This is a genomic window from Nonomuraea sp. NPDC050022 (assembly GCF_044460705.1).
Lineage (GTDB): Bacteria > Actinomycetota > Actinomycetes > Streptosporangiales > Streptosporangiaceae > Nonomuraea.
Genome location: NZ_JBITKE010000009.1, coordinates 111834 through 127166, shown reverse-complemented (window position 1 = coordinate 127166; position 15333 = coordinate 111834). Strand labels below are relative to the sequence as shown.

Below are 15333 nucleotides of genomic sequence, written 5' to 3'. Positions count from 1 at the left end.
GGGAGCGCCACAAGCCCCTGAGCCAAAGGCGTCATCTTCCGCCACAAAGGATTCGGGAAAGGGCCTTCCCGAACACCAACGTGAATAAATCTCACCGCCACCGTCCATGTCACACTCGGCACTCTCGGCATTCCCAAGGACATAACCACCCACCCACCTCGTCCTTTGGCAAACGCGAAGAGAACACGCAATACTCTTGCGATCTTCAGCTAGGATCAGGTGGCGGTTCATTAAACCGCCCCGAGTTACGCTTTATAAGCACATGGGCGAACTATGCACACATTGCCTTGATGTCCATTTTGTTCGCATGTGCAGGCGATCCACAGAAGAATGAGACAGGCGCGCTAACCAGCTCGGCCGCTTCGGAGTTGGCGCCTGGGGGCCCGAACAGCCAGTCAGTACCACTACGAAGATCGAAAGGCAGCGTCTTGAATTCTCTGTGGTTCCCTGAAGGAGTCAGGTAACTCGGGCGGGCGTGGCCTGGCCCGGGCTGTTCCCGTGCTCGATGTGTATGAGCACGGGGGTGGCTTTGGCGTGGTGGAAGCCGGTCCGATGGTGAGAATTCCTGACATGCCCTGTCCGGTACGGCTGGTGCCGTCCCGGCTTGGGTGCATGGCCCGCCGGACGCTGTCCACCGCCGGTGGGCGGTGGGGCGGGCACCGTGCGCCGGTCGGGCACACGGCTGGACGTCATCGAGTTGTTTCGTGAGTTGGCCGGGGTACGGGTGGGCCGTTTCGGGGTGGGGCGCCTCTTGGCTCTGTCGCGTGCTGCCGGGCGGGGGTGCAGATCGGTTCGGGTACGGCGGGCGCGGCGGGCCGCCCGGGTGAGCCTGCGCGTTCGGCGGGCGCGGGCGACATTCCTCTCCACGACGGCGTGGAGGGTGCGCACCCCGGTGGAACGGTGGGTGCGGGTGGCGTGCTGGCCGAGCAGGCCGCGGGAGACGATCCGCTCGGCCGCTGCCCAGTCCCGGTCACAGGACAGGCCGCAGGCCGGGCAGTAAGCCCACCTCCAGCCCTTGTCAGCGAGCCGGTCGGGGGCCGGGCAATGCCGGAGCACCGACGTGCCGTCCCCGCACCGGGGGCAGTACCGGGAAGTGCCACGCGCCGCGACCGTGACCACCGCGATGGCGTACTTGGCCGCCAGATGCCGGATCGCCTCGACGATCTGCCCGCGTACCTGCCCCGACAGTCGCGTGTTCGCGCTGCCTCGGCGTCCGCGTGCTTCCAGGGTGGCCAGGTCTTCCAGGTAGATGACCGTCGTCCCGGCGGCCACGGCCTGGTCGACTGCCCAGCGGGCGGCTGACCAGGCCAGCGCCTTGTTCAGGTTGCGGATGCGCGCGCACAGCCGCTCATGTTCGACACCGATGACCTGGCAGGCCGCGCTCAACGCGGCGTAGCGGGGATCGGCGCCAGTCATGCCGGCCAGGAGTCGTTGCTGGTGCTTTATCTTGGCGGCCAGGTGCTCACGCTCGGCCCGCAGCCGGTGCAGCTTGGCCGACACACCGCTCGCATCGTAGAGCAGCGGCCGCCCATCGCCGATCACCCGGCTGCCGGAGATCACCCGCCCATCGGCCACAAGACGGCCCACCACACCGGTCAGCAGCCCGTTGACGCCCCAGTCGAAGCCGCACCCGATCACATGACCGGTAGCGGGTACGAAGCCGATCGGGATCTGGAACGGCAGATCGACGCGCACCCGACCCTTGGTCACCCGCAAGGTGGGGGCGCACAACCTCGCCTCCGGCGGCACGGTCGGCGGCAAGACGACAGACAGCACATGCCAGGCCCAGTCCCTGGCGGACGCGGGCGATTCGACCAGGGGAAGCCGCACCCGCAGCCGGGCGCCGTCATCGCCGGCGCGCTCCAGGGTGAGCAGTTGCCGGTCGGCCGCCGCCAGAACCACCTGCGCCGCAACGTTCGGCGGCTCCTCCAGTTCGGTCAGATCGGCCGGGAACACCTCATGCGCGTCGCGATACGCGCGAACCTGCCGGGTCCGGTTGCGGATGTCGGCCGCCGTCACCCCGTCCGGCAGCAGCGCACCCAACGCCTCCCATTCGGCATCGGTGCGCGCACCCGGGTTGTGCGGCCAGGTGGCCACGATCGCCGCCACCAGACGGCGCCGGTGCAGCGCCAGCCGCAACAGGCGGGCGGCCTGCTCCTGCGCGCACCGCAACACCCGATCACAGACGTACACGCCCGGCTCCGGACCCACACCCCAGCCCAGCCGCCGAACAGCCATCCAGCCCTTCGACGGCAACACCCGCCCGTCCAGCCCCACCCCGGACCCTAAAGCGTCCAGATCAGCCCTATTCCACCGGGCCACCACCAGACGGGCGGTCACATCGCGTGCCAGAGCGGTCAGCCAGGCCACCCGCCGCACCAGCAGCGCCTGCGCGACGACCTCACCGGTCGCCTCCACCACCGCCGTGTAAGCGGTGCAGGAGGCTGTCGCGGTGAGCCTACTCACCCACCGCCCCCATCATCGGGTCATGGGTGACCAGACGGCATCGACGCGTGGACCGCACGGCCTGAAGCCCAACCTGCACCCTGCCCACCCCCTGCCACCACAATGTGTGACCGCAACGCTACCAAGAGTTGGCGTCTTTGGATAGAACACGTGAGCGATACACGCCCGCCGAATAAGAGCAACGAGAAGATCATGGAGCTGACGCTCTCAGAGACGGCTCTGCTGGTCCGCTACCGAGCGGACGAGACGGCGAACGACACGGCCCGGATCAAGGAGATCTGCAACGAGAAGAAGCGGACCTGGGCGCAGTTCGCCCTCATCCCCGGCCTGGCTGTCGGCACCCTCGCGGCCATCGTCGGCGCGGCCATCGCCAGCCGCTTCCCCTGCTGGCGAGGGCCCTGGGCGGGAAGTACCGAGAGCTCCGATTGACGTGGCGGTGGAAACTAACTCGGCTCGGGCCATCCCCACTGCGGCACCTCTCGGAGCGGGTGGAGTTGGTCGTCGGTTTCGGCATGGGAGTTCTGCATCGCCACCTTCGACCCGAACTCCACATGCGACCGCAGAGCCTCCCGGAAAGGCGCGTCTTCCGGGAGTCCGGCCTGATCGGCGGCCGCCATGTACAGCTCGACGAACCGCTGCCGCTGTGCCTCACTGATCCCCAGCCCACGGTGCGCGTCGATCAGCCTGGAAAATCCACCCATTTCCCTGGAGAATGTGTCGGGGCCGCCGAAGGTCTCGGCCGTGAAAGCCGTCAGATGTGTCACGTGATGCGGAAGTCCTTCGCCGAACAATGGCTGGAGCAGCGGGTCGGACAAGACGCTTCCATAGAAGATGTCGATGAACCTGTGGAGCCCTTCTTGGCCGCCTGCGTGCTCAAAGAGAGTTTCCATGATTACATCATTACACGACCAGTCGCCCAAGCGCTAGGTAGCCTTCGAGGCCGCGGCGCGATCCCTCAGCAGGCCATCGGCGAGACGGAGTCCAGGCGGTGGAAGCTCCGGTTGAAGTAGACGAGACTCGGGCCGCCCCTCCGGGTACGGACCTGCTCGATCTCCACGAACAGCACGCTGTGCGACCCCATCGGCTTGCAGTCCTTCACCACGCCGATGACGGCCACTAACGCGTCCTTGAGCACCGGCACGCGCTGGCCGCGATCCCAGACGTTCCAGGTGAAGCGTTCGGCCATGGAGACCTCCGTCGCTCCGGCGAAGTGCAGCGCCAAGTCCTGCTGGTCACCGCCCAGAACGTTGACGCAGACCCGGCCGTTGGCCCAGAACACGTCGTGCATGGCGCTGCTGCGGTTGAGGCAGACCAGGATGGTCGGCGGGTCGTCGGTCACCGAGCAGACCGCGCTGACCGTGATGCCGCAGCGGCCGTTCGGACCGTCGGTCGTCATGATGTTGACGGCCGCGGGCAGATGCGCCATCGCCTCCCGGAAGTCGGCCTGCGAGGGGGTCTGATCGGGTTCTCTGACGGTCACGGCTTTGCTCCTCTCCGCCTTCGTCTTCCGTCTTCCGTCTTCCGTCTTCCGTCTTCCGTCTTCGGGTGAGTCCACGCATGTGGTGGGTCAGCGCATGTACAGGCCCGCTGTCGGCACCCCATTCGGGTGAGTCAGCGCATGTACAGGCCGCCGTTGGCGTCCCAGCACGCGCCGGTGACCGTGTCCGCCCGCTCGGAGGCCAGCAGCGCCACCATGTCGGCGATGAACTCGGGGCGGCCGAGCCGCCCGACCGGGATCGTCGCCTCGATCCGCGCGAGCTTGTCCGGGGCGACGCTCTCGCGAACCACGGGCAGGTCGAGGATGCCCGGCGAGACGGCGTTCACCGTCACGCCGCGCGGGGCCAGCTCGCGGGCGAACACTTTGGTGAGCGTGGCCACGCCGCCCTTGGCCGCCGCGTAGTGCGCGCCCGTCGCGGTGCCGCCGTTCTGCCCGGCGAGCGAGGCGATGTTGACGATGCGTCCATGGCCACGCTCGGCGAAGTAGGCGCCGAGGACCTGGCAGCCGAAAAATGTCCCGTCGAGGTTGGCGGCGACCACCGAGGAGAAGCCGTCGGGCTCGATGTCCATGAGCGGCTCGACCTTGGAGAATCCGGCATTGTTGACCAGGACGTGGATCGCACCCCAGCGCTCGACGAGAGTGTCACGCGCCCGTACGAAGGCGTTCTTGTCGCGCACGTCCAGGCCGAGCCCGATCGCCGACCGCCCGTCCGGGCCGAGTTCGATCGCCGCCCCTCCGTCCGAGGCGAGCGAGGCCGCGATCTCGGCCGCCGCAAGCTGATCGAGGTCGGTCACCGCCACGCGGTATCCGTCGCCGTGCAGACGGGCCGCGATGCACGCGCCCAAGCCGCGCGCCGCTCCCGTCACCAGCGCCACACGAGGAGAGCTCACAACAACCGTCCCGATGTCGTCACACTGTCCTGGCCACCGCCGAAGCGGCCGATCGTCCCGGTCATCGCGCATCACCCTCAACAGCGTCGGCGGGGACGGGCAGGGGGCGGCCGATACGCGCCTCGATCTTCATGTACCGCCAGAGGCCGTGCTCGCCGACCTGCACGGTACGGAACAGGTTGCAGGCCGCGACCACCGTCGCCTGCGCGGGCACGTCGGCCAGAACGTAGGAGGTCCAGGGCCAGGACGCGGACGGACCGACCATGTGGCGATCGTCATCGAAGGTGCCGAGAACGGTCACGCCAGGCAGCTCCGACAATTGCCTCAGCATGCTGACGAAGCCATCCCAGACCGGGCCGGCCTGTCCGGTCGGCAGGTCGAAGAAGTTCTGGTTGACGCCGATGCAGAAGAGCACCCGCAGCCTTTCCGGGGTGGTGGGCTGGGCCATGAGGATTCCTTAGAGATAGCCGGGAAAGGGCGGTACACCCATGAGGACCGCACCGGCGCCGTCGTACATGCCTTCCTGGAGGAAGGCGTGCTGCGGGACCACCGAGGCGTCGCGCAGGTAGCGCTGCATCGGGCTGCCGTCGGCGATGGCCGGGATGCCGCTCAGTTGATAGGCCGTACGCACGACCTCGAAGGAGGTCTTGGCGAGGTGGGCGGAGGCCAGGCGTAGCAGGCTGGCCTGGTTCGCGGTCGCCGGGTCGCCGGCCAGAACAGTTTCGTACACCTCGTGGGTGATCTCGTAGAGGAAGGCGCGCGCGGATCGCAGGTCGGCCTCCGCCCTGCCGACCGAGATGCGGTAGGTGGCGCGATCAGCCGGCTTCGGCGCGCCTGTGTAGCCGCCGCGGCCGCCGTTGCGGATGACGTGGTCGAGGGCGGCGCGGGCGACGCCGAGGCCGACGACCGCGAGCACCTGGGAGGCGTACGGGACGGTCGGGTAGCGGTACAACGGCTCGTCCACGGTCGATTGGCCCCCGCGCACGAACGTCCACTCAGGGGGGACGACGACGCCGTCGACCTTGAGGTCGTGGCTGCCGGTGCCGCGCAATCCGATGACGTCCCAGTTGTCGACGATCTCCACCTGTCCGGGGCGCAGCAGGGCCGTCAGGGGACGGCCGGCCTGCTGCTCGCCCGCGATGATGCCCACGCCGAGGATGTCGGCGCCCATGCAGCCGCTGGCGAACTTCCAGCGGCCCGAGACCTGATACCCGCCCTCGACGATGGCGGCGGGCTGCACCGGGAACAGGCCGCCCGCGAAGACGACGTCCGGCCCGTCTGCGTACAGCTCGGCCTGCGTCTCCAGCGGCAGCGCGGCCAGGTAGACCAGCGCGGACCCGAAGCTGGCGACCCACCCCGCCGAGCCGTCGATCATCGAGATCCGCTCGATACGGGCCAGGAAGTCGGCCGGGGGCAGCGCGTCACCACCGAAGCGCCTGGGGGTGCTCGCCCGGTAGATTCCCGCGCGCTTGAACTCGGCGATGATGTCGCCAGGAACATGGCGTTTCTCGTCGAATTCCGCTCGCCGTTCGGCCACTTTAACCAGGACCTCGTCAAAGGCGATTTCTTTCGCCGAATGTGGACCGGCAGAGGCCGGGGAATCCAACGTCCGCGCCATGGTAATTTCTCCTCGCATTGTCGGCCGGCAGGTCTTCCGCAGTGATCTCACGCTATGCGCGCCGAGATCGGCCGACAATTGGGAATTGGTTGGACGCCCTAGGGGATTTCCTTAGTCCACGCGCGGGGCGTTCCATCCCGCGCCGCAGGGGAGGCTGCCGCCGGGCGGCACCTCGATCAACATATGACCCACATCACACTCAGGTCCTGTCAGGAACCGGGGCGCTGTCTCGCTCAAGAGGCACAAGCGAACCGACAGGAGCAACACATGAAGCACCGCATCGTCGTCCTCGGCGCCGGCTATGCCGGGGCCTACGCGGCCGGGAACCTGGCCCGCCGGCTGTCCCCTGCGGACACCGAGGTCACCGTGGTCAACGCTGAGCCGGACTTCGTCCAGCGGCTTCGGCTGCACCAGTTCGCGGCCGGGCACGAGATCGAGACCCGGAAGCTCACCGACGTCTTCGCGGGCACGGGGGTACGGCTGCGCCTGGCCCGTGTCACCGCCATCGACCCCGAGCGCCAGGTCGTCGCCGTGGCCGACGCCGACGGCGGCGGCGAGCTCGGCTACGACACGCTCGTCTACGCGCTCGGTAGCCGCGTCGCCGACAGCGGCGTCCCCGGCGTGGCCGAGCACGCCTTCAATGTCGCCGGCCGGCCCTCGGCGCTGCGCCTGCGCGAGCGCCTGGACACCCTGGGCAGGCGGGGCGAAGGCGGGAGTGTGCTGGTCGTCGGCGACGGGCTGACCGGTATCGAGACCGCCACCGAGATCGCCGAAGCCCGGCCCGGCCTGTCGGTAGCGCTGATCGCCCGCGCCGAGCTGGGCGCCCGGCTCTCCGCCGGAGCCCGCGACCACCTGCTCCAGGTCTGCGACCGGCTGGGCGTCACCGTCCTGGAGCACACCAGCGTAGAAGCCGTCGAAGCGACGCGGGTGGTGTGCGCCGACGGCACCGCCCTGGCATCCGACGCGACCGTGTGGACGGCCGGGTTCGCGGTCAACCCCATCGCCGCCGCCGGCGGGCTGGAGGTCACCGAGAACGGGCAGATCATCGTTGATCGCACCATGCGGTCGGTCTCGCACCCGAACGTCTACGCCGCCGGCGACAGCGCCTACGCCATCGGCGACAACGGCCGGCCGCTGCCGATGTCCTGCGCTTCGGCCGGATACACCGGCCGACAGGCCACGGACGCGATCGTGGGACGCCTGTCCGGCCGCAAGATTGCGCTCACCAAGCTGGTCTACCCGGGCAACCACATCAGCCTCGGGCGGCGGGACGCGATCCTGCAGACGGTTGACGACGAAGCGCGAGCAAAGCCGAAGTATGTGGGCGGCCGGAAGGCCGCGCGGGTCAAGGCGGGCATCCTCAAGATCTCGCTGTGGGGCATCTCGCACCCGACCTTCGGCCTGCCCAAGCGCAAGCTCCGCCTGGCCACCACGCCGGATGCGTCCGCCGAGAAGGCGTTCGCGTAGCCGCCTAGGGTGGTCCGCGTGGACAGCAGCGCCACTGATCGCTTCGACACCAGCCGGTTCGAGGCCAGCCGGAACCGGCTGGCCTCGCTGGCGTACCGGCTGCTGGGCTCCGCCGCCGACGCCGAAGACGCCGTGCAGGACGCGTTCCTGCACTGGCAGGCCGCCGACCGGCAGCGGATCAAGGTGCCGGAAGCGTGGCTGACCAAGGTCGTCACCAACCTGTGCCTCGATCGGCTCCGCTCGGCACAAACCCGCCGCGAACGCGCCGTCGGCGCCTGGCTGCCCGAACCGCTCTTCGACGGCGACCCGATGCTCGGCCCGGCCGACACTTTCGAGCAGCGCGAATCGGTCTCCCTGGCCGTACTGACTCTCATGGAGCGCCTGTCACCCTTCGAGCGGGCCGTCTACCTCCTGCGTGAAGTGTTCTCCTACAGCCACGCCGAGATCGCCGAGATCCTCGACATCACCGAGTCCGCAAGCCAGCAGCACCTCCACCGGGCCCGGCGCCGTATCACCGCCGCGCGCCGCCGTGGCGGCATCGAAGTCGACCAGGTATCCACCCGCAGGATCGTCGAGGAATTCCTCGCCGCCGCCTCCTCGGGCCGCACCGAACGGCTGGTGGCGCTGCTCACCGACGACGCGATCGCGATCTCCGACGGCGCCGGCCTGACCGCGAGGCTGCTGCGGTACGACACTCCGCAGCGCATCGCCGCCGTCGCACGGGCCGGCTTCAAACCCACACCCGCGAAACGCCGATTCGCCGGCGGCACGCCGGCCATCCACTACGCGCTCGTCAACGGCGCCCCCGCCATCCTCGTCGTGGTCGGCGACCAGGTCGTCGGCACCGTGACGTTCGACATCACCAACGGCAAGATCGCAACCGTGCGCGGCATCGCCGCCCCCACCCGCCTCGCCCGCCTCACCGAAGCCTGGCGGCGGCACGAACCGGACACGCCGCTCATCACCCAGTGGTGACCCGACGCCGACCGCTGCCAGGCGCAGCGCCCTCTGCCGGCATGGACGCGTAGTCCACCCGGATTGTGCTTACTCCTGCAGGATGGACAGGGCTCGGGACGGGCACAGGATGACGGCTTCGCGCGCCTGTACCGCGGTTTTGTCGTCGGGGTGGTCGGTCAGCAGGGCCACGATGCCATCGTCGTCTTGGTCGAATACGGCCGGCTCGGCCAGGACGCACTGGCCGGAGCCGACGCAGCGGCCGGTGTCCGCTTTGATCCGCATCATTGTCATCCTCACCAGGTGACCGGGAGCTCGTGAACGCCGTAGATGACGGCGTCCCTCTTGAACGGCAGGTCCTCGACCCCTGCGGCGAACCGCAGGGTGGGGATGCGGCGGAACAGCGTGTCGAAGACGATCTGCAGTTCCATCCGGGCCAGGTTCTGGCCAAGGCACTGGTGCGGGCCGAACCCGAAGGCGACGTGGTGGCGAGCCCCGCGCTCGACGTCCAGTTCGGCCGGATTCTCGAACACCGCCGGATCCCAGTTGGCCGACAGGCCCGAGACGATGACGCCCTCGCCGGCCTTGATGCTCACCCCGCCGATCTCCACGTCTTCGGTGGCCAGCCGGGAGGTGACCCCGTCGGCGATGGTGAAGTAGCGCAGCAGTTCCTCCACGGCCATGGGCGTCTTGTCCGGGTCGTTCGTGATCAGAGCCAGTTGCTCCGGGTGGGTGAGCAGCCCGACCACGCCGAGCGAGATCATGTTCGCCGTGGTCTCGTGTCCGGCGGTCAGCAGCAGGAAGGCCAGGCTCACCAGGCCCGCATGGTCGGCCGTGCCCTCCTGGCGTTGCCGGGCGATCTGCCGGCCGAACAGATCGTCGCCGGGCTCGGACTCCTTGCGGGTGACCAGGTCGTCGATGTAGGCGCGCAGTTCGGCGAAGGCTCGCCGGCGGTCTTCCACCGAGCCCCGGCGCACCAACGCGGTGGTGCGGCTTTGGAAGAAGTCGTGGTCGGCATAGGGGACGCCGAGCAGTTCGCAGATCACCAGCGAGGGCACCGGCAGGGACAGCGCCTGCACCAGGTCGACCGGGTGCTGGTCGGCGGCGAGCATGTCGTCGATGAAGTGGTCGACGATGTCCTGGATCCGCAGGCGTAGCGCGGCCAGGCGCTTCACGGTGAACTCGCCGATCACCGAGCGGCGGGCCGCGGAGTGTTCCGCGCCGTCCATGCCGAGCATCAACGGCGGCTGGCTGCGCAACTGCTGCAGGGTCGCCGCGTCGAGGGTGAAGAGCGGCCAGCCGTCCTTGCGCTTGTCGGAGGAGAAGCGGGGGTCGGCGAGGATGGCACGGGCCTCCTCATGCTTGGACACCCACCACGCCTCGCCGCCGCTGGTCATGCGGATCTTGCTGACCGGCGCCTGCTCGCGCAGTTGCTCGTAGGCGGCGGGCGGGGCGAACGGGCAGCCACGCTCGACCGGCAACTCCAGGCCGGCGAGTTCGCCGGCAACGCTGTTCGTCATGAGAGACCTCCCACAGGCTGTGATTTGTTCTGCGCTCCTCGGCCATGTCCAGCTCGAGGAGCCAGAGGCGGACATGCGCCTCCTTGCGGCGCTTACTGTGCTCCAGGCACAAGACGCCGGCCCTCACCGCTGTGTGACACCCATTGGTCGGTGGCGTAGGTCACATGGCCGCGGGGCTTCCGCTCGACGTGACCGACAAGGCCGCCGCCTTCGAGAGCGTGAAGCGAGCCAGGGAGCACTTCGGCCGGCTGGACGTCAGCGGTGCAGCGGCGGCACTTCGTCGAGCAGGGGCAACCGAAGGGCGAACACCGCGCCCTGGGGTGTGTTCTCAACCGCGTGGACGGTGCCGCCGTGACGTGTGACGATGCGGCGGCTGAGGGCGAGGCCGATGCCGTTGCCGTTGCGCTTCGAGGTGAACGCGCCGTCGAAGATCCGGCCATGCGGGAAGGCCGTCAACCCCTGTCCCCGGTCGCGCACCTCGATCTCGCCGAACGCGTCGTCGCGGCGGGTCGCGATCGTCACGACGCGCCGCTCCGCGGGCCAGCGGGCCATTTCGTCGATCGCGTTGAAGGCGAGGTTCATCACGACCTGCCCGATGAGGACTTTCTCGCAGCGCACGACAAGAGGTTCCACCGTCGCCTCCCATTCCAGTGCGACCGCGTTCTGCTGGGCCCGCACGTCGATGAGATGAGCGCAGTCGGCGACGATCTCGTTCAGGTCGGCGAGTTGTTCCGATTGTTCGAGGCCGACGACGTACCGGCGCAGGCTGGCCATAATCTGCGCCGCCCGGTCGATCTGCGCGGTCGCGTTGTCCAGCCCCCAGTCCAGCGACGCGGGGTCCACACCGTCGCCGGCGAGTCGGCCGCGCACGCCCGCCACGAAGTTGTGCGCGGCGGCGATCGGCTGGCTGACCTCGTGGGCGATGGCCATCGCCATGTCGCCCATGGCGTTGAAGCGGGCGAGGTGGTTGAGATGTTGCGCGTCCCGGCGGTGCTCCTCCTCCGCGCGTACCTGGTCGGTGATGTCGTGGAAGAGCAGAAGGCACCCTCGCAGGTCGCCCTCGATGTCGATGTACTGGCATCGGACCGAGAGCCAGCGTTCCTCGCCGGTCGTCGCGCGCAACCGGTAACGGCCGTCTCTCGGCGCCCCGCCCCGCGGTGTCGTGGCCAGCACCTCGCGCAGCCTCGTGGCCGACTCGCGGTCGCAGAACCGGGTGAAATCGTCCCCGGCGAGCCGCCCGGCGTCGACCCGCAGCAGGGAACCCGCCGATTCGCTGGCGAACAGCACCCGCGCGTCGGCGTCGAGCACCACGATGCCTTCGTCCAGATTGCGGAGGAACGTCTGCAGCCGCCCCTCCGTGCGCGACAGATCCATCCGCGTGGCCTTCTCCTCCGCGATGTCGCGGAACTGCACCATCACCACAGGGCCGGACGCGAGGTCCACGCGGATGGCGACGGCCTCGGTGAGAATGTCCTCGCCCGCCTTGGACCGATAGCTCCACTCGATGGTGGCGGTGCCGTGGTCGGCGGCCCGCTGCAACCACGCGACGCCGATCTCGCGGGCGTACTGGCGGGCGTTGGAGCTCATGTCGGGCGCCTTCAAGGGCTTCAGCTCGTCGAGGGTGAAGCCGAGGACGTCGCAGGCGGCCGGGTTGGCCCAGATGATCTCCTTGGTCGCCGCGTCATGTACGAGGACGCAGTAGCGCAGCGCCTGAAAGAGCCGGCCCAGATCGGCCAGCGTAAGGTCGGCCATGCGGCTTCCTCCGGGCTCAGATCGCATTTCTCCGGCTCAGCTCGTATTTCTCCGGCTCAGCTCGCGGACAGGCGCAGGCCGTATCGCAGCACGTCCGCGACCAGGGCGCCCAGGGTCTCCGCCGCGGTCTTCTCGCGAATGTGCGCCCGATGCACATCCACCGTCTTCACGCTGATGCCCAGGCGCCCGGCGATGCTCTTGCTGGGCACCCCCTCCACGACCAGCCGCAGAATCTCCAGCTCGCGCGGGGTGAGCACGGCGAGCCGAGCCTCCAGCGCGCGCTGCCCGGCGCGCTCGGCGTGCAGCTCCCGCGCCTTGTGCAGGGCGTTCTGTACCACCTCCAGCATGTGCTGGGGGTCGTACGGCTTCTCCAGAAAGTCAACGGCACCCTGCTGCATGGCCCGTACGGACATACGGACATCACCGTGGGCCGACACGAACACAATCGGCAGCAACGAACCCATCCGATTGAGGATCTCCTGCACCTGGAAACCACCCGTATGTGGCATGCGAACGTCCAGGACGAGGCAGGCGGGCCGTTCCGGATCAATCGCCGACAGGAAGGACGCGGCCTCGGTGAAGCACTCGGCGTTGATGTGCACCGACCCCAGCAACCAGGCCAGCGAGGAGCACAACTGCTCGTCGTCGTCGAGGATGTAGACCACTTCGCCGGGCTCGTTCCGTCGCGTGCTCACACTCACGTCATCGGCTCCCACATCGCCGGGGGCGGTCCACTACTCGCCAGCCACCAGCAGCGTAATGGGACATATGTCGTGGACCACCGGACCGTCCCGCTCAGTGGAACGCGGCAGCATCAGGAGGATGTCGTACGGCGACAACTGAGGCCCGGGGCACGTCGAGCGTGGGGTCGCGCTCGAAGAGCCTCGCACCATGCTTCCCCTGGATGGGACCATGGCCTTCTCCGCTACCGCCAGGAGCGCCATGCCGGTCCAAAGTACGTCCGTCGCCCTTCGCACCCTCGACGGCCTGCGTCTCGCCGCAACGCTGGTAACGCCAGGCGAATCAGCCGAGTCCGCGGTCGTCCTGGTCCACGGAGGCGGAGTGACCCGCGAGGAGGGCGGGTTCTTCACCCGGTTGGCGGCCGGACTGGGAGAGGCGGGCCTGGCCTCGTTGCGCTTCGACCTGCGCGGACATGGGGAAAGTGAGGGCCGCCAGGAGGAGCTGACTCTCGCGACGATTCTCAACGACATCCGGGTGGCGCTTGCTCACGCACGCGAGGTGACCGGAGCGACCCGGCTCAGCCTGCTCGGTGCGAGCTTCGGCGGCGGAATCTGCGGCTACTACGCACCCCATCAGGTCTCCTGCGACCAATTGATACCACCAGTGACGCCCCACGCCTTCCGAGGGCTGCCCGCGCAGCGCACCTGCGAGATAGTTACTGCTGGGGTTGACGAGTCCGACCGGGCACGCGCTGCCGTGCCTGTTCAATGGGAAAGCGCAGGTCGCTGTCGTTGGAGATGACCACCGCCACGTCTATGCAACCGGTGAAGACATCTAGGAGAAGGTGCGAGGCGACGTTGACGTCGGAGCCCTTCTCCTCACGGTAGGCGTAGGAGACCATGAAGCTCGCATCCGGGACCGGCGTGCCGGAGGAGCCACAAACCTGGATTGGCCACGCCGAGCGGGCGAGCACGGGTCTACCCTTCCGATCCCGTACGGCCAGCGGTGCATGCTTAACCCGGGAGACGTAGTAGCCGAACTCAATGTGGTCGACACTGCGGCCGACTCGCAGGGCATTGAGGTAGACGCTTTGATCGCGCTGGCCATCCGGATTATCAGCGCCATCTATGCGGGCGGTGCAGCACACGAGCCGCTCGACGTTTGCGCCCTGCCAATCAGTGTGCCGGCCAACGAGATCGGTTGCCAGGGCTCGGAGATCTAGCCAGCGCCAGCCCGGCGTGCCCCGCCCACACAGGCCCCGCGCTCCGTAGTAGAGGTTTTAGCCGTCCACGTAGATTCCGACCCGCATGCGTGCGACCGTATCTCGAAACACCCACTCTCCGTGACCAAATCATGACACGACGTCAACGTACATTCTGAGCTCTCTCGCTGGCTTTTGGCGCCGCCCTCTCGGAATGCCTCCCGCGGCGGCAACCGGTCCGAATCTGTCGGTCTTGTACGCCAAGATTGGCGCGCCTGCATCGAGTACGCCGCACACAAGGAGCCTCATGGTCGTCAATGACGGTTCCGGATGGCCCGGCATCGGTCGGGAAGATCGGACGGAGCGTGGACCGGTCCCCTCTGGGATTGAGACGGGCGCGACCCCGGACTCAGAGGAGTACTTCCTGTTACACGATGCGGCCGAGCACGGCTCGCCCGAGGCGGTCGCGGAACTGGCCCGGCGTGTGGGCGACGTCGACGCCCTTGACGACGCCGATGAGGAGTATCCCGGCTGTACCGCTCTCTGGACAGCTGTCTTCGCCAATCGGCCCGACAACGCGCGCGTCCTGGTCGCCGCGGGAGCGGACCCGTGGCGGCCGATGATGAACGACTGGTCCCCCGGACGGCTCAGCCTGGCCAGTCCCACTCCTGATCTGTTCACCATTCCGCCGGGGGAAACCGGTCTGTCCCCGGCCGAGGCCGCAGCCGTGACGGAAGCCAGACGTTCGATAGCCGCATTGGGAGATCTCTACTACTTCGGGCTGGGCATGGTCTGCGTGGCCGGCATCACCGCAGCGGAGGCCGCACGTCGCCTGGAGGCCGTACCAGCCGACGACGAGGACGCCGAAGCAATCATGGAGGACCCCCGGTCCGACTATGACGACAGCCTGACCGTCGTCGGTGCGACGGACGTGCCTGGTGGATGCATCGTCAGCCAACCGTGGGGATACACCCCGTCCACCCCAGGAATTGCCGAGCGCCTGTCAGCAGGCACCGTCTGCTACGGGATGTACAACAATCCCAAGGGCGGCAATCATGGAACATTCACCCGCGACGGCGTCATCGAGGAAGGGGACACCCACCCCGGTGGGGGCGGCGTGTACCCGGACGACTCCACCGAGGAGATCCTCGCCACTTACCTCTACCACCACCATGCCGTGGCCTACTGCTGTGCCCGCACGGGTCTGCGGCCGACCGACGCCCGAGCGATCATCGGCCCGCCTGACATGTGGCTGAGGCTGCCCGAGCGGGACTGGTGGCATTGAC

Annotated in this window: 16 protein-coding genes; 6 read left to right on the top strand and 10 right to left on the bottom strand. The window is 68.3% G+C overall.

From position 1 onward, the window contains the following. Positions 1 to 456: 456 nt before the first annotated feature. Complete coding sequence (locus tag ACIBO2_RS35815; protein ID WP_397302724.1) at positions 457 to 2466, bottom strand: zinc ribbon domain-containing protein; 2010 nt, start codon at positions 2464 to 2466, stop codon at positions 457 to 459. Between the two features lie 150 nt (positions 2467 to 2616). Between ACIBO2_RS35815 and ACIBO2_RS35810 the strand changes: the two genes are divergently transcribed. Next, positions 2617 to 2895 (top strand): hypothetical protein, encoded by a 279-nt coding sequence (locus tag ACIBO2_RS35810; protein ID WP_397302722.1) that lies wholly within the window; start codon positions 2617 to 2619, stop codon positions 2893 to 2895. Between the two features lie 14 nt (positions 2896 to 2909). Here the strand turns inward: ACIBO2_RS35810 and ACIBO2_RS35805 are convergent, their stop codons facing one another. The 5 genes from ACIBO2_RS35805 to ACIBO2_RS35785 all read right to left on the bottom strand — a co-directional run bounded on the left by ACIBO2_RS35805 (position 2910) and on the right by ACIBO2_RS35785 (position 6391). Then, complete coding sequence (locus tag ACIBO2_RS35805) at positions 2910 to 3386, bottom strand: group II truncated hemoglobin (RefSeq protein WP_358555220.1); 477 nt, start codon at positions 3384 to 3386, stop codon at positions 2910 to 2912. 35 nt (positions 3387 to 3421) lie between these two features. Further along, on the bottom strand, positions 3422 to 3946 hold the full coding sequence (locus tag ACIBO2_RS35800; RefSeq protein ID WP_358555217.1) for a flavin reductase: 525 nt from the start codon (positions 3944 to 3946) through the stop codon (positions 3422 to 3424). A 131-nt stretch (positions 3947 to 4077) separates the two neighbouring features. Continuing rightward, a complete protein-coding gene (locus ACIBO2_RS35795) occupies positions 4078 to 4854 on the bottom strand; it encodes an SDR family NAD(P)-dependent oxidoreductase (RefSeq protein ID WP_358555214.1) in 777 nt (258 codons plus the stop codon). A gap of 61 nt (positions 4855 to 4915) precedes the next feature. Next, the gene (locus ACIBO2_RS35790) at positions 4916 to 5302 is read right to left on the bottom strand and encodes a hypothetical protein (RefSeq protein ID WP_358555211.1); all 387 of its coding nucleotides are present in this window, start codon (positions 5300 to 5302) and stop codon (positions 4916 to 4918) included. A gap of 9 nt (positions 5303 to 5311) precedes the next feature. Further along, positions 5312 to 6391 (bottom strand): acyl-CoA dehydrogenase family protein, encoded by a 1080-nt coding sequence (locus ACIBO2_RS35785; RefSeq protein ID WP_358555208.1) that lies wholly within the window; start codon positions 6389 to 6391, stop codon positions 5312 to 5314. A 348-nt stretch (positions 6392 to 6739) separates the two neighbouring features. On the opposite strand from ACIBO2_RS35785, the gene ACIBO2_RS35780 reads away from it, so the two are divergent. Next, positions 6740 to 7939 (top strand): FAD-dependent oxidoreductase, encoded by a 1200-nt coding sequence (locus ACIBO2_RS35780; RefSeq protein WP_358555205.1) that lies wholly within the window; start codon positions 6740 to 6742, stop codon positions 7937 to 7939. Between the two features lie 18 nt (positions 7940 to 7957). Next, positions 7958 to 8914 carry a sigma-70 family RNA polymerase sigma factor gene (locus ACIBO2_RS35775; protein ID WP_358555202.1) on the top strand — a complete coding sequence of 319 codons (957 nt, stop codon included), beginning with the start codon at positions 7958 to 7960 and terminating at the stop codon, positions 8912 to 8914. Positions 8915 to 8983: 69 nt separating this feature from the next. On the opposite strand, the gene ACIBO2_RS35770 is transcribed toward ACIBO2_RS35775, so the two are convergent. The 4 genes from ACIBO2_RS35770 to ACIBO2_RS35755 form a co-directional block, all read right to left on the bottom strand. Then, positions 8984 to 9181 (bottom strand): (4Fe-4S)-binding protein, encoded by a 198-nt coding sequence (locus ACIBO2_RS35770; RefSeq protein WP_358555199.1) that lies wholly within the window; start codon positions 9179 to 9181, stop codon positions 8984 to 8986. Positions 9182 to 9189: 8 nt separating this feature from the next. Then, positions 9190 to 10413, bottom strand: coding sequence for a cytochrome P450 (locus ACIBO2_RS35765; protein WP_358555196.1), 1224 nt, complete (start codon positions 10411 to 10413; stop codon positions 9190 to 9192). 255 nt (positions 10414 to 10668) lie between these two features. Continuing rightward, positions 10669 to 12165 (bottom strand): ATP-binding protein, encoded by a 1497-nt coding sequence (locus ACIBO2_RS35760; RefSeq protein WP_358555193.1) that lies wholly within the window; start codon positions 12163 to 12165, stop codon positions 10669 to 10671. Positions 12166 to 12221: 56 nt separating this feature from the next. Beyond that, the gene (locus ACIBO2_RS35755) at positions 12222 to 12860 is read right to left on the bottom strand and encodes a response regulator (RefSeq protein WP_358555190.1); all 639 of its coding nucleotides are present in this window, start codon (positions 12858 to 12860) and stop codon (positions 12222 to 12224) included. 196 nt (positions 12861 to 13056) lie between these two features. Between ACIBO2_RS35755 and ACIBO2_RS35750 the strand changes: the two genes are divergently transcribed. The 3 genes from ACIBO2_RS35750 to ACIBO2_RS35740 all read left to right on the top strand — a co-directional run bounded on the left by ACIBO2_RS35750 (position 13057) and on the right by ACIBO2_RS35740 (position 15332). Then, a complete protein-coding gene (locus tag ACIBO2_RS35750; protein ID WP_397302714.1) occupies positions 13057 to 13647 on the top strand; it encodes an alpha/beta hydrolase in 591 nt (196 codons plus the stop codon). A 244-nt stretch (positions 13648 to 13891) separates the two neighbouring features. Further along, positions 13892 to 14068 carry a hypothetical protein gene (locus ACIBO2_RS35745; RefSeq protein ID WP_397302711.1) on the top strand — a complete coding sequence of 59 codons (177 nt, stop codon included), beginning with the start codon at positions 13892 to 13894 and terminating at the stop codon, positions 14066 to 14068. A gap of 286 nt (positions 14069 to 14354) precedes the next feature. Next, positions 14355 to 15332 carry an ankyrin repeat domain-containing protein gene (locus tag ACIBO2_RS35740; RefSeq protein WP_397302709.1) on the top strand — a complete coding sequence of 326 codons (978 nt, stop codon included), beginning with the start codon at positions 14355 to 14357 and terminating at the stop codon, positions 15330 to 15332. Position 15333: the final 1 nt, after the last annotated feature.